The 21066-nt window shown below is 61.5% G+C and carries 19 protein-coding genes; 11 read left to right on the top strand and 8 right to left on the bottom strand.

Going from position 1 to position 21066, the window contains the following annotated elements:
* Window positions 1–83: 83 nt before the first annotated feature.
* Both VHO05_RS00085 and VHO05_RS00090 read left to right on the top strand, forming a co-directional pair.
* Window positions 84–1208 (top strand): efflux RND transporter periplasmic adaptor subunit, encoded by a 1125-nt coding sequence (locus VHO05_RS00085; protein WP_329644571.1) that lies wholly within the window; start codon window positions 84–86, stop codon window positions 1206–1208.
* On the top strand, window positions 1205–4396 hold the full coding sequence (locus VHO05_RS00090; RefSeq protein WP_329644572.1) for an efflux RND transporter permease subunit: 3192 nt from the start codon (window positions 1205–1207) through the stop codon (window positions 4394–4396). Before VHO05_RS00085 ends, VHO05_RS00090 begins: the two co-directional genes overlap by 4 nt.
* A gap of 166 nt (window positions 4397–4562) precedes the next feature.
* On the opposite strand, the gene VHO05_RS00095 is transcribed toward VHO05_RS00090, so the two are convergent.
* The 4 genes from VHO05_RS00095 to VHO05_RS00110 are packed head-to-tail and all read right to left on the bottom strand — an operon-like array spanning window position 4563 to window position 7408.
* The gene (locus VHO05_RS00095; protein ID WP_329644674.1) at window positions 4563–4898 is read right to left on the bottom strand and encodes a carboxymuconolactone decarboxylase family protein; all 336 of its coding nucleotides are present in this window, start codon (window positions 4896–4898) and stop codon (window positions 4563–4565) included.
* 25 nt (window positions 4899–4923) lie between these two features.
* Window positions 4924–5754: a quinoprotein dehydrogenase-associated SoxYZ-like carrier gene (locus tag VHO05_RS00100; RefSeq protein WP_329644573.1), complete on the bottom strand. Its 831-nt coding sequence runs from the start codon at window positions 5752–5754 to the stop codon at window positions 4924–4926.
* A 23-nt stretch (window positions 5755–5777) separates the two neighbouring features.
* Window positions 5778–6800 (bottom strand): quinoprotein relay system zinc metallohydrolase 2, encoded by a 1023-nt coding sequence (locus tag VHO05_RS00105; RefSeq protein WP_329644574.1) that lies wholly within the window; start codon window positions 6798–6800, stop codon window positions 5778–5780.
* A 38-nt stretch (window positions 6801–6838) separates the two neighbouring features.
* On the bottom strand, window positions 6839–7408 hold the full coding sequence (locus VHO05_RS00110) for a TetR/AcrR family transcriptional regulator (protein ID WP_329644575.1): 570 nt from the start codon (window positions 7406–7408) through the stop codon (window positions 6839–6841).
* Window positions 7409–8086: 678 nt separating this feature from the next.
* Between VHO05_RS00110 and VHO05_RS00115 the strand changes: the two genes are divergently transcribed.
* From VHO05_RS00115 to VHO05_RS00135, 5 genes are all read left to right on the top strand, one after another.
* Window positions 8087–8740 carry a response regulator transcription factor gene (locus VHO05_RS00115; RefSeq protein WP_329644576.1) on the top strand — a complete coding sequence of 218 codons (654 nt, stop codon included), beginning with the start codon at window positions 8087–8089 and terminating at the stop codon, window positions 8738–8740.
* Window positions 8741–8743: 3 nt separating this feature from the next.
* Complete coding sequence (locus VHO05_RS00120) at window positions 8744–10084, top strand: HAMP domain-containing sensor histidine kinase (RefSeq protein ID WP_329644577.1); 1341 nt, start codon at window positions 8744–8746, stop codon at window positions 10082–10084.
* Between the two features lie 109 nt (window positions 10085–10193).
* Window positions 10194–10919: a glycosyltransferase family 2 protein gene (locus tag VHO05_RS00125; protein ID WP_329644578.1), complete on the top strand. Its 726-nt coding sequence runs from the start codon at window positions 10194–10196 to the stop codon at window positions 10917–10919.
* A complete protein-coding gene (locus VHO05_RS00130) occupies window positions 10916–11233 on the top strand; it encodes a lipid-A-disaccharide synthase N-terminal domain-containing protein (protein WP_329644579.1) in 318 nt (105 codons plus the stop codon). The genes VHO05_RS00125 and VHO05_RS00130 overlap by 4 nt, the downstream gene beginning before the upstream one ends.
* A complete protein-coding gene (locus tag VHO05_RS00135; RefSeq protein ID WP_329644580.1) occupies window positions 11230–12921 on the top strand; it encodes an ArnT family glycosyltransferase in 1692 nt (563 codons plus the stop codon). The genes VHO05_RS00130 and VHO05_RS00135 overlap by 4 nt, the downstream gene beginning before the upstream one ends.
* A 102-nt stretch (window positions 12922–13023) precedes the next feature.
* On the opposite strand, the gene VHO05_RS00140 is transcribed toward VHO05_RS00135, so the two are convergent.
* From VHO05_RS00140 to VHO05_RS00155, 4 genes are all read right to left on the bottom strand, one after another.
* The gene (locus tag VHO05_RS00140) at window positions 13024–13395 is read right to left on the bottom strand and encodes a hypothetical protein (protein WP_329644581.1); all 372 of its coding nucleotides are present in this window, start codon (window positions 13393–13395) and stop codon (window positions 13024–13026) included.
* 155 nt (window positions 13396–13550) lie between these two features.
* The gene (locus tag VHO05_RS00145) at window positions 13551–15917 is read right to left on the bottom strand and encodes a xanthine dehydrogenase family protein molybdopterin-binding subunit (RefSeq protein WP_329644582.1); all 2367 of its coding nucleotides are present in this window, start codon (window positions 15915–15917) and stop codon (window positions 13551–13553) included.
* 2 nt (window positions 15918–15919) lie between these two features.
* A complete protein-coding gene (locus VHO05_RS00150) occupies window positions 15920–16372 on the bottom strand; it encodes a (2Fe-2S)-binding protein (RefSeq protein ID WP_329644583.1) in 453 nt (150 codons plus the stop codon).
* Window positions 16373–16490: 118 nt separating this feature from the next.
* Window positions 16491–18140 (bottom strand): L-lactate permease, encoded by a 1650-nt coding sequence (locus VHO05_RS00155; protein ID WP_329644584.1) that lies wholly within the window; start codon window positions 18138–18140, stop codon window positions 16491–16493.
* A 143-nt stretch (window positions 18141–18283) separates the two neighbouring features.
* Between VHO05_RS00155 and VHO05_RS00160 the strand changes: the two genes are divergently transcribed.
* The 4 genes from VHO05_RS00160 to VHO05_RS00175 all read left to right on the top strand — a co-directional run bounded on the left by VHO05_RS00160 (window position 18284) and on the right by VHO05_RS00175 (window position 21063).
* Window positions 18284–19048, top strand: coding sequence for an FCD domain-containing protein (locus tag VHO05_RS00160; protein ID WP_329644585.1), 765 nt, complete (start codon window positions 18284–18286; stop codon window positions 19046–19048).
* A 13-nt stretch (window positions 19049–19061) separates the two neighbouring features.
* Window positions 19062–20078 (top strand): XdhC family protein, encoded by a 1017-nt coding sequence (locus VHO05_RS00165; protein WP_329644586.1) that lies wholly within the window; start codon window positions 19062–19064, stop codon window positions 20076–20078.
* Between the two features lie 101 nt (window positions 20079–20179).
* Window positions 20180–20554 carry a YbaN family protein gene (locus VHO05_RS00170; protein ID WP_329644587.1) on the top strand — a complete coding sequence of 125 codons (375 nt, stop codon included), beginning with the start codon at window positions 20180–20182 and terminating at the stop codon, window positions 20552–20554.
* A 41-nt stretch (window positions 20555–20595) separates the two neighbouring features.
* Window positions 20596–21063: a nuclear transport factor 2 family protein gene (locus VHO05_RS00175; protein WP_329644588.1), complete on the top strand. Its 468-nt coding sequence runs from the start codon at window positions 20596–20598 to the stop codon at window positions 21061–21063.
* The last annotated feature ends 3 nt before the right edge of the window (window positions 21064–21066 follow it).

The following is a 21066-nucleotide window of genomic DNA, read 5'->3' on the forward strand; positions in this document are numbered from 1 at the left end:
GCGTCACTTACTTATAAGTTAGCCCAACTAACTTAGCGCGACAACACTATCCGCACAAGGCCGCAACAGCGATGAGGCTTAAGATGAGCGTTCCCGCATCCAAACCCGCACGTCTCGCGAACTCGACACGGCCAGTCCTTCTTGCCGGCGCCCTCGTTTCGGTCGCGGTTGGCCTCGCTGGCTGCAAAAGCGAAGGCGCTGAGTACAAGGCGCCGCCGCCCCAACCCGTCCGCGCGGCTGCGGTGACACTCTCAACCGCGACAGAGACGCGTTCCTATACCGGAACGATCAAGCCGCGCTACGAAAGCGATCTCGGCTTCCGCGTCTCGGGAAAGATCGTCGAGCGTTTCATCAACATCGGCGACAAAGTCACGCCCGGCATGACGCTCGCGACGCTCGATGCCACCGACTACAGGCTCTCGCTTGAATCAGCCGACGCCGAACTCAAGGCCGCGGAGAGCAGCCGCGCCCAGACGGATGCTGACGAGAAGCGCTTTGCACGCCTGACAAAGGAGGGCTGGGTCAGCGCCGCCAGCTACGACCAGAAGAAGGCGGCGGCGGACGAAGCGCGCGGACGCGTCGAACGGGCCCTGCGCTCGCTGTCACTTGCCAAGAATCAGCTCGACTACACCAGTCTGCGCGCAACGGAAGCCGGCATCGTCACGGCGCTCCCAGTCGAGGTCGGCCAGGTCGTCAATGCCGGCCAGTTCATCGCTCGTGTGGCGCGCCTCGACGAACTCGAGGCCGTTGTCTCCATCCCGGAGAGCCGTATCGACAGCGACCGCAGCGCCGTTCCCTCTGTGACGCTCTGGGCTGCGCCCGATCTCGCCTATGAGGCCAAGCTGCGCGAGGTCTCGCCACAGGCCGATCCCGCCACCCGCACGTATCAGGCACGCTATTCGATCCTTAAGCCGAACGACGGCATCGGGCTCGGCAAGACCGCGACCGTGCACCTCGCGCAAATGGGCAATGGAGCCCAGGCAAAGCTGCCGCTCGCGGCTGTGTTCAAGGATGAGGGGCAGCCCTCGGTCTGGCTCATCGACGAGACGCATGGCCGCTTGATCAAAAAAGGCGTTGAAGTCGGCGCATGGACCGAGACCTCGGCCATCGTCACGAGTGGACTAGAGTCCGGCCAGAAGATCGTCGCGACGGGCGCGCATAAGCTCGACGCCGCCATCCCCGTTCGTATCATCGAGGTCGTGCAATGAACGCTCCCATAGAGCCAGATCATGCCCCTTCGCGCGGCAACCTCTCTGCCTGGGCCGTCGCTCATCCGGCGCTGGTCCTCTTCCTCATCATCGTGCTCTCGGCGGCTGGACTTTTCAGCTATCTCAATCTCGGTCGCGCCGAGGATCCGTCGTTCGCCATCAAGACCATGGTGGTCAGCGCGGCCTGGCCAGGCGCCACCGCCGAGGAAATGCAGGACCAGGTCGCGGACAAGCTCGAGAAGCGTCTGCAGGAACTCGAGTTGTTCGACTACGTGAAGACCTACACGCGCCCGGGCGTCACCGTCATCCAGATGCAGCTCAAAGACCGGGCGCGAGGGCAGGACGTAGACGATGCCTGGTACCAGGTTCGCAAAAAGCTAAACGACACCAAGCCGACGCTGCCGCAGGGCGTGCAGGGTCCCTTCTTCAACGACGAGTACGGTGACGTCTATTCTGCGGTCTATATGCTTTCGAGCGATGACGTCACGCTCGCCAAGCTCAAGGATTACGCCGAGATCGTGCGCCAACGCCTGCTGCGGACGCCCGGCGTCTCCAAGGTCGATATCGTGGGCGTACGTGAGCAGCGCATCTTCATCGAATTCAGCCACCGGAAGCTCGCCACGCTGGGCATCACGCCGCAGGCGATCTTCGATAGCGTGGCGCGTCAGAACGCGGTGACGCCGGCCGGCACCGTCGAGACCAGCGCCGACCGCATCGACGTACGCGTGACCGGCGCGTTCAAAGGCGAAGCGGCCATTGCGGAGGTGCCGATCGAGGCGGGCGGGTCCACGTTCCGGCTGGGGGACATTGCCACAATCAAGCGCGGCTACGAGGATCCTCCGAGCAGCATCGTCCGACACAACGGGGCTGAGGCCGTCGGCATCGTCGTGGCCATGACGAAGGGTGCCAACGTGCTCGAACTCGGCGAACGCCTAAAGGCGGCTATCGCCGATGCCCGGACGCAGATTCCGACCGGAGTCGAGATCGACCAGATCACGGACCAGGCGCACGTCGTCGAGGACTCGGTCAGCGAATTTCTGCGTTCGTTCGTGGAAGCGCTCGGCATCGTGCTCGTCGTGAGCTTCGTCTCGCTCGGATGGCGATCGGGCCTCGTGGTCGCAACGTCGGTACCTCTCGTGCTCGCGGTCGTCCTCCTCGTCATGTACGTTGGAGGCCTCAACCTCGACCGCATCACGCTCGGCTCACTCATCATCGCGCTCGGCCTACTCGTCGACGATGCCATCATCGCCGTCGAAATGATGGTGGTGAAGATGGAGCAGGGCTGGAACCGCATGCAGGCCGCGGCCTTCGCGTGGGACTCGACCGCGTTCCCAATGCTGACCGGCACGCTCGTGACGGCGGCCGGATTCCTGCCCGTCGGCCTCGCAAAATCGACGGCGGGCGAATACGCTGGCAACATCTTCTGGATCGTCGGCCTCGCGCTCGTCGTGTCGTGGATCGTGGCCGTGTTCTTCACACCGTACATCGGCGTCAAACTGCTGCCCGACTATGCGAAGCACGGCGCGGGGCATGATACCCACCACATCTACAATACGCGCATCTACCGCGCGCTGCGCGGCGCCGTACGCTGGAGCGTCCGCCATCGCTGGACCGTGATCCTGCTGACGCTTGGCGCATTCGGCTCGGCCATCGCGGCCTTCACCCAGGTGCAGCAGCAGTTCTTCCCGACCTCTTCGCGACCGGAGCTCTTCATCGAGATCCGCATGCCGGAAGGCACGTCCATCGGCGTCACCGAGGCGGCAGCCAAGAAGGCCGAGGCGCTGATCAAGGGCGATCCGGACCTCGACTACTACACGACCTACGTCGGCGAGGGCTCGCCGCGCTTCTTCCTGGCGCTCAACCCCGTCCTGCCCAACGAGAATTTCGCGCTCATCGTCATGATGACCAAGGGCGCCGAGGCGCGCGAGCGGCTCAAGGACCGACTGGATAAACTCGTCGCCGACAACGTCATTCCGGAGGCGCGGCTGCGCATCGATAGGCTGAATTTCGGCCCGCCGGTCGGCTTCCCGGTGCAATTTCGTGTCATGGGCCCCGACAGCGACAGCGTGCGCACGGTTGCCGACAAGGTGCGCGGCGCGATGCGCGCCAATCCGAACACGCGTGACGTGCAGTTCGACTGGAACGAGCAGAAGAAATCCATCCGCCTCGAAGTGGATCAGGACCGTGCGCGCTCGCTCGGCCTCACGCCGCAGGACATTGCGCAAACGCTGCAAACGCTGCTCTCGGGCTACACCGTGACCGAATACAAAGAAGGGATCGAGCTCGTACCCGTGGTCGCGCGCGCCGTACCTGAGGAACGACTGGGCCTCGGCTCGTTCGAGGACCTCACGATCCCGACGCGCTCGGGCGCGGCCATCCCCGTTTCGCAGGTGGCGCGCGTACACTACGAGTTCGAAGAACCGATCCTCTGGCGCCGGAACCGCGATGTCGTACTTACAGTACGCGCGGACATCGCTCCTGGCGTCCAAGCCCCAGACGTTACGGCACAGATCCAGCCGGAAATCGAAAAGATTGCCGCTGACCTGCCGCCCAGCATGCGCATCGAGGTCGGCGGCGCAGTGGAGGAAAGCGCCAAGGCAAACGTGGCGCTGTTCCAGATCTTCCCGCTCATGCTGATCGTCATGCTGACCCTTCTTATGCTCCAGCTACAGAGCTTCTCAACGTTGTTCCTGGTGTTCTCAACGGCACCGCTGGGTATCATTGGGGCGAGCTTCTCCCTGCTCGCGTTCAACGCTCCGTTCGGCTTCGTGGCCCTGCTCGGCCTCATCGCGCTCGCCGGCATGATCATGCGCAACACCGTGATCCTGGTGGATCAGATCGATGCGGACGTGACGTCGGGCCTGTCGCGGTGGGATGCAATCATCGAGTCGACCGTGCGCCGTTCGCGACCGCTGGTGTTGACGGCGCTCGCCGCCATCCTGGCCATGATCCCGCTAACCCGCTCAGTATTCTGGGGGCCAATGGCGATCACCTTGATGGGCGGGCTTCTGGTGGCGACGGTCCTGACGCTGCTGTTCGTGCCAGCCCTCTACGCTGCTTGGTTCCGGGTCCGCCATCCTCACGCCGGTGAGATTGTCGAAGACATCGGCGAGGAAGGCCCCATCACCGCACCTCAGCAGCCTAGTCTTGTTCTGGACGGCAACTGGCCGACCCGAAGCGTGGCCTGACACACGCGATTGACAAACGACAACGGCCCTCGATGCAGTTCGGCGGGCCGTTTTTTTGGTTCAGGGCTCCAACGCCAGACTTCTCGCACTGACGTCGTCCTGCGCGAACGCGAGGCTTTACGTGCTGACGAGGACGAGCTGTGGGCATCTCGTCCTCGTCCGTTCGTCATGACGCAGCGTCGACAGCATCAAGCGCTCTAGCTGAATAGACGAGCGCTGCTCCGGCATTCATCGCGATCGCAACACCAAGTGCTTCCGCCACCTCTTCCTTTGTGGCGCCGTTCTCCACGGCCTTCTGGGCATGCACAGAGATGCAGCCGTCGCAGCGCGTCGTCACCGCAACCGCAAGGGAGATCAGCTGCCTGGTCTTTTCGTCGAGGTGCCCGGTCTTCGCGCCGGCGCCGCTCGCCACCAGATAGCCTTTGACGGAATCGGGCGAAAGTTTTCCCAACTCGCCAATGCGGCCCATCAGCGCGTTGCGATAGGTATTCCAATCCAGCAAGGACATACGTGCTCCCTTTCGAGTTCTACTGGGTGATCGAGACTTGGGTTGAATGACCGACGAACTTCGTTTCGTCGGTGTCGATGGACGTGACCTCGAGCGTGTTCTCCGAAGCGTTCTCGTAGGTGAACCGGAAGTTTGGGTTGGCGGAGATCGAGAAGCTGGTCTCTGCCTTGAACACGAGCTCACTGCCACGGCGTACGGCGACTTCGCGTATGAACCGCGCGGGCACGTAGGCCCTGGTGTCGGGGTCCATCTGCAGACCGTTGGTGTTGGGGTGCTTGATCATGATCTGTGCCTCGCGCAACGCTGCCGTCTGAAGCGCCGGGTCGAAGCTCTTGACCACTGTCTTGCCCAGATCTGCACTCGCCTGATCCGCATCCTTGGGTGCGGGAGCCGCACATCCTCCGGATGCTTTCACGAAGGCCTTTGTCATGTGCAGCGTGCCGTCGTCCGTCTCGACCACGGCGTGCACATAAGAATAGGTGTCGATCCGTACGCGCGTCGTAAAGCGGCGCTCGCCTCCCCCGTTTCCTGCAGCAGGGCCGAACGTCACAGTCAGGGCCACGGGAGCCGGGTTCTGATCGATGATCAGCCACATCGACTTGAGCGGACCTTTGACGGCCGGAGGCACACGAACGGTAAGGGGAACCACTGCGGCATCCTCAGCCCGGCTGGGGGCATCGAGGATGACCACTCCGTCGCTCTCCTTGATCGGCCGATCGCCGAAGACCTCGCTCCGCAGCGATGGCCACATGTCTTCTTCGGCCTTCGCAGGATAGACGGCGCCCACCATCCATGTCGCCGCCATGACGATGGCCGCCGCTCGGCCAATCGCTTTCCGGTACGTTTCCATTTCTCGTGTTCCTCCGCTTTTCCTTATTCCCATTCGAGTTCGGCGAACGCCGCGATTACATTGCGAACGTGGTACTGCTCGAACAATTTCCAGTTGGAGCGCTCGGATTGCCCGGCCACCTTGGTGGCCTCGGTGAGGCTATTGCCTTCCTTGATGAGGCGGCGGACGTCGGCCGCGACGACCGACCAGTATTGCTTCTCGGGGAGGATGCCCTCGGGCATGTGCATTGCGTGCGGTCCGTGCCCGGGGACGACACGGGCAACGGTCCGTCCCTCAAGCTGCTCGATGAGCGAAAGCCATCCGCGAAGCGAGCCGTCGAGTGTCGGGATGTGGCCGGAGAAAAGCAGATCGCCAAAGAAGGCTGTTCCGGTCGTGCTGTCGGTGACGATGAGGTCGTTGTCCGTGTGAGCTGTCTTCTGCGCCTCGCAAACGAGAGAGCGGCCGCCGAGGTCGATGGTCAGCGTGTCGTCCACGCCTTTGGTTGGCAAGATGATCTCCGACCCATCAAAGGCGTCCTCACCAAGCATGTCTTTGCTGGAGGCCATGTAGCTCTGGGCCCGCGCTTCGAGCCCACGCCTTAGCTTATGATGCCCGACGAATTCCGGATTGTCCTCCTTGAAGGCCGCGTTTCCGAACACATGATCGGGATGCATGTGCGTGTTGATGATGTAGCGAATGGGTTTGTCGGTGACCGCCTTGATCGCAGCCCGCAGCTCACGGCCTACCTTGGCGCTTCCGAGCGTGTCGATCACGGCGACAGAGTCATTTCCAATCACGAAGCTGGCATTTGCCATGTCGCCGCGGTTCTCGGGGGATTGCAGTTCGTAGCGTCCTTGATGGACGAACACGCCGGGTGCGATATCGCTGACCGCGAGCGTCGAGCCGGCCATGGCGGGCATTCGCGCGATCAGGGGCGCGGCGGAAAACGCAAGGGCCGATGTGAGGATCGCCCTGCGGGAAGGACGTCGGCCGAGCACGGCCGTAATCTCGCTTGTCTCGCATTCACACGGCGAATGCCGATCTTTGAGTTGATCGAGTGTGCACATGACCATCCTTTCAGTAGGTAGGTGCCACAAGCAAAAAACTACCCCGCAAGTTGCGCCAACGCCTGGAGATAGGCTGGTTTGATGATCGTGGGATCTTTGAGTGCCCAGGCCACGACGCTCGCGCCCTGCAACACGCTGAGCAGCATCATGGCGTATGCCTTCGCGGGACGGCCGCCTTCGATCTCTCCACTCGAGATACCTTCAGCGATGACCTCTTCCAGCCAAGCGAGATGCAGCTCGAAGAATTTTTTGACGCGCTGCTGCATCGATACCGGCAGGTAGGCCGCGTCGGCGGCGAGCGCGCCGCAAAGGGGCATTTTCTTGTCCTGCAGGCTCGCCGCGAAGAAATCGCCGTAGGCCCGCAGCTTGTGCTTGGTGCCGACCGAGCGCGCGGCCAAAGTCTCCAACTCGGCAACGAAACGCTCAAGATAGGAATCGATAACCGCAGTCCCCAGCGCTTCCTTGGTCGGGAAGTGGTGGTGGATGCTGGCCTTACGAATGCCGACGCGCTCGGAGAGATCGGCATAGCTGAACGCCGCATAGCCCATGGTACGGATGAGCTGTTCTGCTTCGGCCAGAAGCGCCTGCTTTGTATCGAGCTGTGCCATGACTCTACGTCTACCTACTACATGGTAGACAGTCAAGGTCCGGTAATGTGAGATCGGGTCTGGAGCACTGCACGCACAGCTCAGGACGCGTCGCGGATCACTTTGGGCCGTGCGCTCGGGTCCGGATTTGATGCGTTATCGTCGGGCTCTGAACGATCCTGGACCTCGAGATGCACCAAATTGCAGTCAATATTAAAGGCGCTCTTGAGCCGTTTTTGCTCTCGAAGGGCTCGCTTCCTATTGCTCCAGACAGAGCACCGCTCCGCGTGTCCGTTCTCCGGGCTGTTCGGGACAAGCACCCACACTTTCCTCATTGCAACGGTGCCGGTTCGCCAGGCGCAGCAGCGCAATTGTCGTGCATCCAAATCCCTCCCAGCCGAGGCCCGCAACCCTGCTAAAGAGATTTAGAAGCGCACCGAGCTATAGCAAGCGGGGTTGTGCAATCCTTCCGGCACGCGGCACTACGCTTATGAAAGTGCTAGGTAAATTTAGCACCCCCCGTCACGACGCGTATTTCACCTGCCACCCCCACATTCCACTCCCTCGCTCGCACTCCCCGCCTTTCCGGTCCCGACCGCGCGTACGTTGGGGAGTTGGATCGCGGAGGAGAGTTCGAGTAAGTATCGAGCGCTCCCGCCGTTCGACTGCGGCGGAAAGCGCTCCAAAGTGCAGGGACGCATGAGAATTCTACTCATCGAGGACGAAGCGTTGCTTGGGGAAGCCGTGGCAACGCATCTCAGAAAGTGGCATGCGGTCGATTGGATGCAGCGCCTGGACGACGGCGCCGAAGCGATCGAAAACGTGGCCTACGACCTGATGCTGCTCGACCTCAATCTGCCTGATGGCCGAGGCATTGACCTCCTCCGCTCGCTCCGACAGTCTGGAAAAGGCCTGCCCGTTATCGTCATCACCGCGCACGATCAGGTCGGCGACCGAATTGAAGGGCTCAACTCCGGCGCTGACGACTATGTCGTGAAGCCGTTCGATCTGGGCGAACTCGCTGCGCGTATTTCAGCGCTGCAGCGGCGTTCAACGGCAATGCCCAGTCCGCGCCTCAAGGTCGGCGAATTAGAAATCGAAACGGGCAACCGGAAGATTTGGCGCGACGGCGAGGAGATTCCGTTGACGGCCCGCGAATGGGCTCTTGTTGATTGCTTCGTCCATCGGCTCGGCACCATTGTCTCAAAGTCCAAGCTCGAAGAGGCTCTCTTCGAATTCGGCTCCGAGATCGAGAGTAACGCGGTTGAGGTCTATATCAGCCGGCTTCGCAAAAAGCTCGGGAGCGACGTCATTCTGACGCTCCGTGGACTCGGTTACCGTATGGAGCGCTGACGCATGCGTTCCTGGACCATAAAAAAACGGCTGGTGACGTCACTCATAGCGTTGATCGGCGCGTTCTGGATCGTGGGTGTCGTCGGCGCAGCCCTTGTCGTCAGACACGAGCTCAACGAGCTCTTTGACAGCGCACTGCGCGAGACGACAGGTCAGATCATTCCGATTGCGCTGCGCGAGTATGAGCTCAAGAAATCCGGAAAAACCGAAGACATCGATCCTATCTTGAACACCCGCCGCGGACATGTTCACTTCCTGCTTCGTGCGAAGGATGGGACGGTTCTGATCAAATCCTATGGCACTCCCGAAACGGCGCTCCTTGTCGGCCTCAAGAATGGCTTCACGAACCAATCCGGGTTCCGTTACTACTCTCGCTTCCTGAAGAACAAGCAAATCTGGGTGCAGGTCGCCCAGGTACTCGAAGAGCGCCATGAAGCCACAGTCGGATTGTGGCTGGCTTTAGCCTCACCCCTCCTCGCCTTGCTACCGATCGCAGCTCTCGCGGTCTGGTGGACGGTGACGCGCGCAACCGAGCCGATCTCCCATATTTCTCGCGAGCTCGAAGCACGCGGGGGCGACTATCTCGAGCCCGTCGAAACAGCCGGCTTGCCCGATGAGCTTCGTCCCATGACCGATGCGATCAACACGCTCATGAGCCGTCTCAAGGCGGCGCTCGAGCAGGAACGCGCCTTTGCGGCCAATGCCGCACATGAATTGCGCAATCCGATTGCATCAGCGAGAGCACAAGTTCAGGTGCTTGCCGACAAGCTGTCGGGCACGTTCGAGCAGGCACGCGCGGAAAACATCGCATCCTCGCTCGGACAACTCGGGCGACGGATCGAAAAGCTGCTGCAAATGTCACGCGCGGACGCGGGACTCGGGCATTCGCGAGAGCGTACTGATCTCAATTTAATCACGGACTTGCTGGTCGATGAATTCAAGCGGAGACCCGATGTAGGCCCGCGCCTAAAGCTTGAAATGGCAAGCCGGAAGCCAAGCTGGGTGGCCATGGATCAGGACGCGTTGGCGATTGTGCTGCGTAACGCGCTGGAAAATGCCGTTATTCATGGATCGCGGACCGGCCCCATCGAGATCCGCGTCGGCAGCGACCAATCCGTGCGTGTCATCAACGACTGCGTGCCGATTGCACCCGAGAACCTTGCCGAGCTCAAAAACCGTTTTCGCCGTGGGGGACAGCGGAGCGCGAGCGGTGGCACCGGGCTTGGATTGGCGATCGTCGACACCATCGTCCATCAGGCCGGTGGAACCGTAGATCTCCTGTCGCCCGCGACAGAAAAATCCGACGGATTTGAGATCGTTCTGAGATTCCCTCGCACTGCATAATGCTGCCGGTCGCGGGGATAAGCCGCCGCTGTCAGGTTCCTTTCAGGTTTGCGGCGCGAAGTGCCGGACGCGAGCACGCCTCAGGGGGGCGGGCACGGGGGGAACAGCGATGTTTGCGACGGTGGTCTTGCCGGCCTACAACGAAGAGGACAGCATCGGCCCTCTTCTCCGCGAAATCCGCAGGGAAATCGTCGACCTGCCAGTCCGGGAGGTTTTGGTTGTCGACGACGGCAGCAGTGACACGACCGTTCAACGCGCGGCCGCTGAAGTAGGTGGTCTTCCAGGCCTTCGTATCATTCGACACGGGCAAAGGCAGGGACAAAGCCGCGCCTTGCTAACCGGCATTCGGGCCGCCAGCAACGAGATCATCATTACGCTCGATGCGGATGGGCAGAACAATCCAGCCGATTTCCGCAAGCTCTTCGAACGCTTCTCCGCCGAACAGGCATCCAAACCGCACTTGATGGTTGCCGGGCAGAGGGAGCGCCGTCACGACACCTTCGTGCGCCGGCTGTCCTCACGCATCGCCAACAACGTCCGATCGAGGCTGCTGCACGACAATGTTCGTGACACCGGCTGCAGCCTGAAGCTGTTCCGCCGCGACGACTTTCTCGATCTTCCGTTTTTCGACCACATCCACCGTTTCCTGCCGGCGTTGATGAAGGCATCAGGGGTGTCGGTCGTCCTGGTCGACGTCGGCCATCGCCCGAGGCGCGCCGGCATTTCGAAATACGGCCTATGGGACAGGCTCTGGGTTGGCGTGCACGACCTGATCGGAGTGCGCTGGCTCATGAAGCGCCAAGTCTCGAATGTCGATTTGGAGGAAATTCTATGAACGTCGGCGCCTTTCTCAGCGACCCGGAACACACCTGGCTTGCGATCGGTGTCGTCGGTCAATCGCTCTTCTTCATGCGCTTCTTCGTACAATGGATCGCTTCCGAACGGCGGGGCGAATCCGTTTTCCCAACGGCGTTCTGGTACTTTAGCTTGTCCGGGGGCGCGGTGCTCTTGGCCTACGCGATCTGGCGGCGCGACCCGATCTTCATTTTGGGCCAAGCGACCGGGCTTCTGATCTACTTCCGCAATCTCTATTTCGTAGTTGGTGCAGAGCGCGGGCGGCCCGCAATTCGGACGGCAGGCCAAGCGTGACAACCCCTCCGTTCGCGTTGGAGCGCACTGCGTTTGCCGCGCTCGTCGTCGGACTGTGCCTACTTGTCCTGACTGCTGCGTCGCTGCCGGCAATGCCGGTCGACGAGACACGCTATCTGACGGTGGCGTGGGAGATGCGCGCGAACGACTCCTGGGTGCTCCCCACGCTCAATTTTGAGCCCTATTCTCACAAACCACCCCTCCTGTTCTGGCTCATCAATGCGCTCTGGTCCGTGCTGGGGCTCGAGGTATGGCCTGCTCGCCTCGTCGGTTTCGCAAGCATGGGAGTTACGCTTTTTCTTACAGGGCGCCTGGACCGCGCTCTAGCTCAAGCCCCCGAAAGCCCGGAGCAGGCCGCTTTGCCTGCAAGAAGCGTCCTCATCCTGCTCGGTCTCCCAGTTTTCCTCGGGCTCGGATTTGCGATCATGTTCGACATGCTGCTGACCGTAACCGCGGTCGGCGCACTGCTCGCGCTCTGGAATGCAGGCAAGTCCGGCGGGTACAAGCCCTGGCTGCTCTATGGATTGTGCATTGGCCTCGGGCTGCTGGCCAAGGGGCCGGTGGTCCTTTTGTACGTGCTGCCTCCGGCTTTGCTGGGTTACTTCTGGATCGATCCTGAGCGCAGGCGCGGCTGGTATGTGCGTCTCGTGGGTGCCGTCGGCCTAGGAGCTGCAATCGGCCTTGCCTGGGCGCTTCGTGCTGCAATGCTCGGCGGGCCCGAATACGCCGAGATGATCTTTTGGAAGCAATCCGCCGGCCGCATGGCTTCGTCGTTCGCACATGCAAGGCCGTTGTGGTTCTACGTCCCCATCGCAGTCTTTTTCTTTCTCCCTGTCATCCTTTGGCGTCCCGTACGTGAGGCGCTGCGCACCAGCGTGACCACGGCCGGAGCGGCCCGAAACTTCCTCTTCAGCTGGCTGCTACCTGCTTTCGCCGGGCTCAGCGTGATCAGCGGCAAGCAGCTTCACTACTTTCTGCCGCTCGTACCTGGGATCGCAATCCTCATTTCGCTCGGATTGCGCAAGGCGTCCTTCCAGCCGAGCGATAGCCGCATGTTTCCGATATTCGCGAGTGCCGCGGGGATCATCCTGGTCGCACTGCTGGCCACCGCGCGCAAATGGGCTCCGCTGCCTCCTGACGGAACGCTTTCATCTGTCGTCGCCAACGCTCACCTTCCATCAATTGTTGCTGCGACGGTTGTGGCCATTTCCGTATTTCTGATCCTCAACCGCTCTGTCTCACAGATCCTGATCGGCATCGCGATGGCCAATGTGCTGCTTCTCGGGACGCTTTGTGCCGAGTCCCGGAGTACGGTCGCGCACCTGTACGACCTTCGTCCCATGTCGAAAGTGATCGCCGAGCTGAGTGGGCGCCCTATCGCGGCAACGGATCGGTCGCGCGGCGAGTTTGGATTTTTCGCCAAATTGCGCTCGCCTGTCGTTCTTGTCCCGGTCAACCGCCTCGCATGCTGGATGGCCAGCAACCCTGAGGGGGCCGTGATCGTCCGGTCTCATTTAGACGAGGACGAACTCGCCGAGACCGGCATTTCCTACCGCACAATCTATCAACAGACCTACCGCAACGACGAACTATGGAAGATCGTCGAGGCCAAGGACGTCCCACAACGCGTTTGCGGCAGCCCCGGATCGGGCGGCGAAGTGCCGTCGGAGGACATCGCGCCAGACTGATTTCCGGCGCGATGCGCCCGCAAAACAGGTCCTTCGCGGAACTCTGGCCGCGTCGGCGGCAAGAACTCCGCTCCTATCCCAGACAATGCGTGCGTGGCACCGTTAAAGCGCCGCCACGGTTTCGCGTTGGGGTAGCACAGGCTGCGCGTCTTCGATGACGCACCCTTTTACAAAGGGCCCCAGGTGCTGAAGCGTGATTTCCACTCCGTTCCGAAAGCGCACTCCGTCGTGGAACTGGCCTTCGTCGATACGCACGAAGTCGACCACCTCCTCCGAAGTCACTCCCAACTCGGCTTTCAGCCGCTCGGGCACATTCTCCAGCCGCAGGCGAGTGTCGCACGCCATGCAGACGGCGGTATCGGGATCGCCGGCTGCAATGAACCCAATTCCGTGGCTGGGGAAGCGATGCGTCACGTACTGCTCGCCCTTACGTGCGGGCCGGCTCCGATAGGCTTCCAATGAATAGTCACACATATTGGACCTCCTCTCGACCGAACTCCTGCAAAAGCAGGACTAAGATTCGAACGTGTGCGCGGGCCAACTTGTTTCAATGGTTCCAACACAAAAAAACGCGCCAGACGTGAGTCCGGCGCGATTTGCTTCGTAATCTATTCGTAAGCTAGGCGCGTTCAGGTGACCTTCTCGCCCATCGGCAGGTTGCGTAGCCGCTTACCGGTGGCTGCGAAGATGGCGTTGGCAAGTGCCGGTGCGAAGGGCGGAACGCCAGGCTCTCCAATGCCACCCGTATGCCAATCCGGGCCCTGCGGTTCGGCGATCACCGTGGTGACCTTCTTCGGATAGTTCCGCATGGTCGCGATGTTGTAGTCGGAGAAGTTCGACTGCTCGACCGCCCCGTTCTTGAAGGAAATGCCGCTGTAAAGGGCATTCGACATACCCATCACCGCCGCGCCCTCGATCTGGGACCGGATCCGCTCGGGGTTGACGTAGAACCCGCAATCAACGGCCGTCGTCGCCTCTGGAACCCTGATGGTGCCGTCTTCGTCGATGGCAACGTGGACAACGGTTGCGACGTAGCTGGCGAAAGAGCGATGCGCGGCAATGCCCAGGCCCTCACGCTCCGGAAGCTTCTTGCCCCATCCCGCCTTGTCCGCCACGAGCCGGATCACGTTTTTCAGGCGCACGGTATCGATCGGGAAGGACTCGTAAGGCTCGCCATAGTTCCAGAAGTCTTCCGGGAATCCCGAAGCCTTGAGATCGATCCGGCGGTCCGGCCCGATCACCTCGAGCAGGAAGTCCTTGGGATCGCGTCCAACCTTATGGGCAAGCTCGCAGATGGCGGACTGCACGGCGAACGCCCTCGGCACGTTCGAGACCGACCGATACCAGCCGATGCGCGTATGGGCCATGGCCTGGCCGTTCTCGCAACGGAAGTTCGGGATGTCGAACGGGACATCGACAAAGCCCATCCCATATTCAATCGGGAACTGATAGCCGCTGTCCGGTGCGAAGGTCGACACGATCGACGGAGCCACGCTGCGGTGACGCCATCCCGTTACCTTCCCCTTGTCGTCGACCCCCATCTCGATGCGTTCGACTGAGGTCGTGTGATAGAAGGAGTGCCGCGTGTCATCCTCGCGGGTCCATTGCAGCAGGACCGGATCGCCGCCGAGCTTCTGCGACAGAAGCGCGACCTCAATCATGAAATCCCACTTCGACTTGCGACCGAACCCGCCGCCAAGCAACGTCACGTGGACCGTCACGTCCTCGATCGGCATCTTCAGAGCTTCAGCGATATCCTTGCGCGCTCCGTAAGGGCTCTGGACAGGGGCCCAGATTTCCGCCTTGCCGTCTTTGATGCGCGCAACTGCGACCAGCGGCTCCATCGGCGCCTGCACCAGGTGCTTGGCGTGATACTCCACCGTCAGCACGTCTTTTGCCGACGCGAAGGCCTTGTCGACGTCGCCCTCGTTGCGGATCACCTTGCCCGGCTTCGCCGCAGTCGCCGCCATCTCTTTCGTATACGCGTCGGTGTCGTAACTCGCGTTGGGGCCCTCATCCCATTCGATCTGCAGCGCATCACGGCCGATCATGGCGGCAAATGTCGACTTGGCCACCACGGCAATTCCGCCAAGCTGGTGGAACTTCCGCGGCACGGCGTAGACGCCCTCGATCTCCACGACCTTCTCGACGCCTGGAGTCTTGAGGGTTTCCGTGGCGTCGTACTTCTTCATCTTCGCGCCAAGCACGTCGGGACGCGCCATGACCGCGAACTTCATGCCGGGCAAGCGAACATCGGCGCCATAGGTTGCCTTGCCCACCGTGATGTTGCGCAAATCGGCGATCTTGGTTTCGCCTTTGCCGATCAGCGTGAACTCGCCGGCTGTCTTGAAGCGCAAGGAGTCGCGAGCCGGAACCGGGAGGGCCATGGCCGCTTCCGCGAGATCTCCGAAGCCGATCTTCTTTCCAGTTTCTTTTTTGGAATCGTCCAGCAGAACGACACTGTGTGCCTTGGCACGGCAAAGCGCGGGATCGACACCCCACTTTGCGGCAGCGGCTGCTTCCAGCATCTGGCGCATCGCGGCCCCGCATTCACGCATGGGCTGAATGAAGTGGCGCATGCTGCGCGAGCCGTCGGTGTCCTGGTTGCCGTACTTCGGTTCGTCGCCTGGCGCCTGCACCAGGCTCACGCGGGACCAGTCGGCTTCCATTTCGTCGGCTACCACCATCGGCAAGCTCGTGCGAATGCCGGTTCCCATCTCGGACCGGTGGGTAACGATCTTCACATCACCATTCTTATCGATGGCAATGAAAACGTGGGGATCGCTGACCGTCTTGTCGGACATGCCCTCCGCGCCCGTGGGGTAGGGCTTCAAAGGCTCGCGTGCGCCGGCCGGAAGAATCTTGAGCGACAGCACAAATCCCGACGCGACGAGAGCGCCTCCTAGCACCTTGCGGCGGCTTACGTTCTCGATGAGCGCGCGATGCTCCTCGCGCTTCTCGACCTTGCGAGCTTCCTGCTCCAGATAGTGCAACATGGTCAGACTCCTTCCGCTGCCAGCCGCACGGCTGCGTGAATGCGCTGGTAGCATCCGCAGCGGCAGAGGTTTCCACTCATCTCTTCGACGATTTCCGCATCGCTCGGCGCATTGTTCTTCGCGAGCAGCGAGGCAGCCTGCATGATCTGGCCGGCCTGGCAGAAGCCGCACTGGGGCACACTGAGTTCGCGCCACGCCTTCTGCACGCGATGCTCTCCATCCGGGCTCAAGCCTTCGATGGTGGTGACGGATTTTCCATCGGCCATTTCGATAGTCGTCATGCAGGACCGCACGGCAACGCCGTCGAGATGAATGGTGCACGCGCCGCAGAGGCCCTGGCCGCAACCGTACTTGGTTCCGGTAAGACCCGCCTCGTCCCTCAGGTACCAGAGCAGCGGCGTGCCTGGGTCCCCGTCGAACGTCCGGCTTTCGCCGTTCACGGTGATCGTTGCCATGATTGTAACTCCCGGTTTCACGGCGGCACGAATGCCGCCAACTGCGTCGTGTCTTGAGCGTTTCTTGCTTTTATCGAGGCGGCTTTTCGCCGTTCTTGCTGATGTGGTGTCCTCCTGTTCAGGGCGCCAGTAGGGTCATGGGCCACACATAGGCCTGGCCCATGACCAGAAGACCAACGAGGGTCGCGAGCGCGACCGAATGGAAGAACACGAAGCGGAGGATCGAACCTTCGTGCCCGTACCATCTCGTGGCCGTGGAGGCGACGACGATCGACTGGGCGTCGATCATCTTGCCCATGACGCCGCCGGAGCTGTTGGCCGCAGCCATCAGGACCGGATTGAGTCCGAGTTGTTCGGCCGTGACGCGCTGCAGTCCGCCGAAAAGGACATTCGAAGCCGTATCGGAGCCTGTCAACGCGACGCCCAGCCAACCGATGAGCGTGCCGAACAAGGGATACAGCCACCCTGTATTTGCCAATGCGAGACCTAGCGTAGCGTCGGTGCCAGAGTATCTCGTGACGAAGCCAATTGCGAGCATGCAGGCGATGGTCAGCAGCGAATAGCGCACGAGGTAGAGCGTCCGCGCATACGCGCTCAAGAGTCCAAACGCCGAATACCCGAGAAACAGGCCGGACACGATCGCTGCGAGCAGGATCCCGGTGCCGGTCGCCGAAAGAATGTTGAAATTGAAGACTGCGCTTTCAATGTGCGGCGCGGCCACGACGGGTGGCACCTTTTGCACCATCTCGTTCAAGCCCGTGACGGGCACCTTCGCAACCCAGATCCCGTCGAGAGACGCGCGCACTTGAGGCGTTCCCCAGAGGAAGACGAACACGCTCAGCACGACCCACGGCGTCCAAGCCCGGCGAACGGCCGGTGCGGCGATGGGTTCAAGCACGGGCCTCGCTGCGGAAGACGGCGTCGCCGCCGGCGAGTCCGTTACGGATGTCATGGGGTTGGCAGGCTGCCAAACGCGCAGAAACGTAGCCAGCGCGATCATCGACACGATCGCGGCGACGATATCCACGAGCCACGGCCCGTGGAAGTTCGAGACTAGATATTGCGGAACAGCAAACGATACGCCAGCAACCAAGATCGGCGGCCAGATCTCGATGGTCTTGCGGAAGCCGACGAAGGCCCACACCAGCCAGAACGGCACGATCACCGAGAAGAATGGGAGCTGCCGGCCGATCATCGCGCTCAGATCATGCAGGTCCAGACCGGTGACGGCTGCAAGCGCGATCACGGGCGTTCCCAGCGCGCCGAATGCGACCGGAGCTGTGTTGGCGATGAGGGACAACCCGGATGCCGCGAGCGGTGAGAATCCAAGTCCGATCAGCATGGCGGCGGTGACGGCAACGGGCGTACCGAACCCGGCAGCGCCTTCGAAAAAGGCACCCAAGCAGAATGCGATGAAGAGCAGCTGCAATCGGCGATCGTCACTCACTGCGCTGATGGAGCGCTGCAAAATAGCAAACTCGCCCTTCTCGCTCGTGAGCTGATAGAGAAAAATCACGTTGAGGATGATCCAGCCAATCGGCAAGAGCCCAAACGCGGCGCCGTAGGCGGCGGCCAGACCAGCCATCGCCGGCGGCATGCCATAAGCGAAGATTGCAACCGCCAGGGCTGCGATCAAACCCAGGAGGGCGGCGATGTGGGCGCGGATCTCGAGGATGCCAATGGCACCAAGCAAAACGACGACGGGAATGGCAGCGACCGCAGTCGACAGGAGCATGCTGCCGAATGGGTCATATACCTGCGACCACATGCGTGTTCCCTACCCCGACCGACCTTATTGGTAAAATAAATATACCACGCGTGGCCATTGGTCAAAACGTGTTGTAAACTTGATCGTGCGTGCGCCTCTTAACTCGCGCATGACTACCTACGGGCTCTGACAAAAAGAATCGAATGCAAGCCATTCGGACACAGCGGGTTGCGGACGCTATTGCGACGCGCATCGAAAAACTCATTCTCGAAGGCGCGTTACGTCCGGGAGAGAAACTGGCCTCCGAGCGCGAGCTGGCGCAGCGGCTGGATGTTTCGCGGCCGTCCCTGCGTGAAGCCATCGATAAACTTGTCGATCGCGGTTTGCTCACGGCTGGACGCGGCGGTACATCCGTCGCACAGTTTTTGCTGCCGATCATGACCCCGCTCGCCAATCTCTATCGCGACCACAAAAATGCGGCGGGGGACTATCTGGAGTTCCGCCAATGGGTGGAAGCGCAAGCGGCGCAGGCCGCCGCGGAACGCGCGACGGAGGTCGACAAGGCCGCGATCCGCGCTTGTCTCGCCGATATGCGCAAGGCGCACAAATCGAAAGACTCGGCGCAAGAGGCGCAAGCGGACGTAAACCTTCATATCCGCATCTATGAGGCCAGCCACAACTTCATCGTTTTGCATGTCATGCGCGCGCTGAGCGAGCTGTTGCGCGACAATGTGTTCTTCAATCGCGAGCACCTTTATGGCCGGGCCGGCGTCCGGGAGAAGCTTCTCGCTCAGCACGTCGAGATCGGCGAGGCCGTCATCGCCGGGGACCCCGAGCGGGCCGAAAAAGCTGCGGCGACACACATCCAATTCGTGTTCGGCACCGTTGAAGACATTCAGCGGGACGACCAGCGGCTCGAATGCTCGATCTCACGTGTCGGGCGCAACGATTTTCTCGCCGAGCGGTAAGCGGCAAGGTCCAATGGAGCAGCGTATCGAGCGTCGCATGATGGCGGATCCGGGTCCTGGAGGCTTGTCCGGTGGACTGCTCGCGGACGAGGACGTTGTCAGCCAGATGTGGCAATGGGTGGCGGACGGCCGCCGCGCCGTCCTGGTTACGCTCGTCGGTGTGCATGGCGGCGCACCGCGGGCGCCCGGTGCGCAGATGGCTGTCGCCGATGATGGCCGTCATGCCGGTTATCTGTCCGGTGGCTGCCTCGAGCAGGCTATCGTGCTCGAGGCGCAGGATGTCATCTCAAAGGAACAAAACCGCCTTCTCCGATATGGCAAGGGTTCACCCTATATCGACATCAGGCTCCCCTGCGGCAGCGGCCTCGACATCTACTTCGATCAGTCGATCACACGTCAACACCTGGCCGAGCTGGTCCGCAATCGCGATCGGCGTCAAACAACTCTCCTGAGGACAGATCTCCAAACCGGGCAGAGCGTCGTTGTACCATTTGCCGGCAAAATTCTGCGCGAGGCGACTCTGTGCGCCGGTGACATCTTCGAGCGGATCTATACGCCTCCGGTGCAATTGCTTCTCGTGGGTAGCGGGCCGGGACTGCTAGGCCTCGCATCCCTTGGGGCGGCTCTCGGTCTTTCGCTTCGCGTGCTTGCAGTGGATGATCCGACACGTGTAGCGCTCATTTCACACGGCCTGGGTCCATCGCTGGTCGAGATGCCCTTGTCCGAGATCACTGCGGAGATGGATTTCGCCTCGGCTGCAGTTCTTGTGCTGCACGATCACGAACGGGAGCCGGACATCCTCTCCGAGCTGCTGCGCTCGGACTGTTTCTATATCGGTGCGCTCGGCAATCATGCGGTTCATCGGGCCCGCCTCGCCGAGCTCATGCGCCGCGGGATCAGTGAAACGGATTGCCGCCGAATTCGTGCTCCCGTCGGGGCCATTTCCGGCGCAAAGAGCAAGGCAACACTTGCGGTCGGCGTGCTGATGGAGATGATGGACGAAGCCAAGGCGCGTCATCTCGTTCCTTAGAAGACTTCCACACTGGCTGGAAGCAGCGAGCTTGACACGCGCACCTTTCCAATCGAGGTCATGGCCCGCCTAGTCCTGCTGCGCCGCGGAGACGAGATCGCTTGCAGAAGTTCATTTACATCGCTGTCGGGAGCATCGCGAGTTTGCTCGCAATAGCGGGCGCCATGCTTCCGGGTCTGCCGACGACGCCTTTTCTGCTCGTAGCGCTCTGGGCCTTCGCACGCTCGAGCGAGCGCCTCGTCGGCTGGCTGGAGCGCATCCCTCTGCTGCGCGAAGCGCTCGTGGAGGCGCGACGGTTTGAAGAGAGACGTGCCATCCGGCGCGAGGTGAAACTCATCGCGCTTGCAACGGCGTGGGGCTCCGTTCTTTTCACCGGACTAGCGTCAAGCTTTTCCCACCCTATTCTGCTCGGCGCCGTTACGGCTGCGGCTGTCGCGGGCAGTTTTGCAATGTGGTGGTATCCCACCGAACACTAATTTAGGTAGTCTCGTTCTTTGCCGCGCTAGGAGCTTCAATCATGACATCTCGCCCGCCTCTTCCACCCTTCACCGCCGAGACGGCGGCGCAGAAGGTCCGCATGGCGGAGGATGCCTGGAACACACGCGACCCTATGCGCGTGGCGGGTGCGTACACGCCCGACAGCCAGTGGCGCAACCGCGCCGAGTTTCCGCGCGGGCGCGATGAGATCGTCACCTTCCTAACGCGCAAGTGGGTCCGCGAACTTGACTACAGACTGATCAAGGAGCTTTGGACCTTTGCCGGGAACCGCATTGCGGTGCGCTTCGCGTATGAATGGCACGACGACAGCGGGCAATGGTTCCGCTCATACGGCAATGAGAACTGGGAGTTCGACGAGGCGGGCCTCATGCAGCGTCGCTTCGCGAGTATCAACGACAAGCCGATCGCGGAAAGCGAGCGCAAGTACCACTGGCCACTTGGACCACGGCCGAGCGACCATCCCGGACTTTCCGACTTGGGACTCTAAGAG

Source organism: Hyphomicrobium sp. (genome assembly GCF_036262015.1).
Classification (GTDB): Bacteria; Pseudomonadota; Alphaproteobacteria; order Rhizobiales; family Hyphomicrobiaceae; genus Hyphomicrobium_C.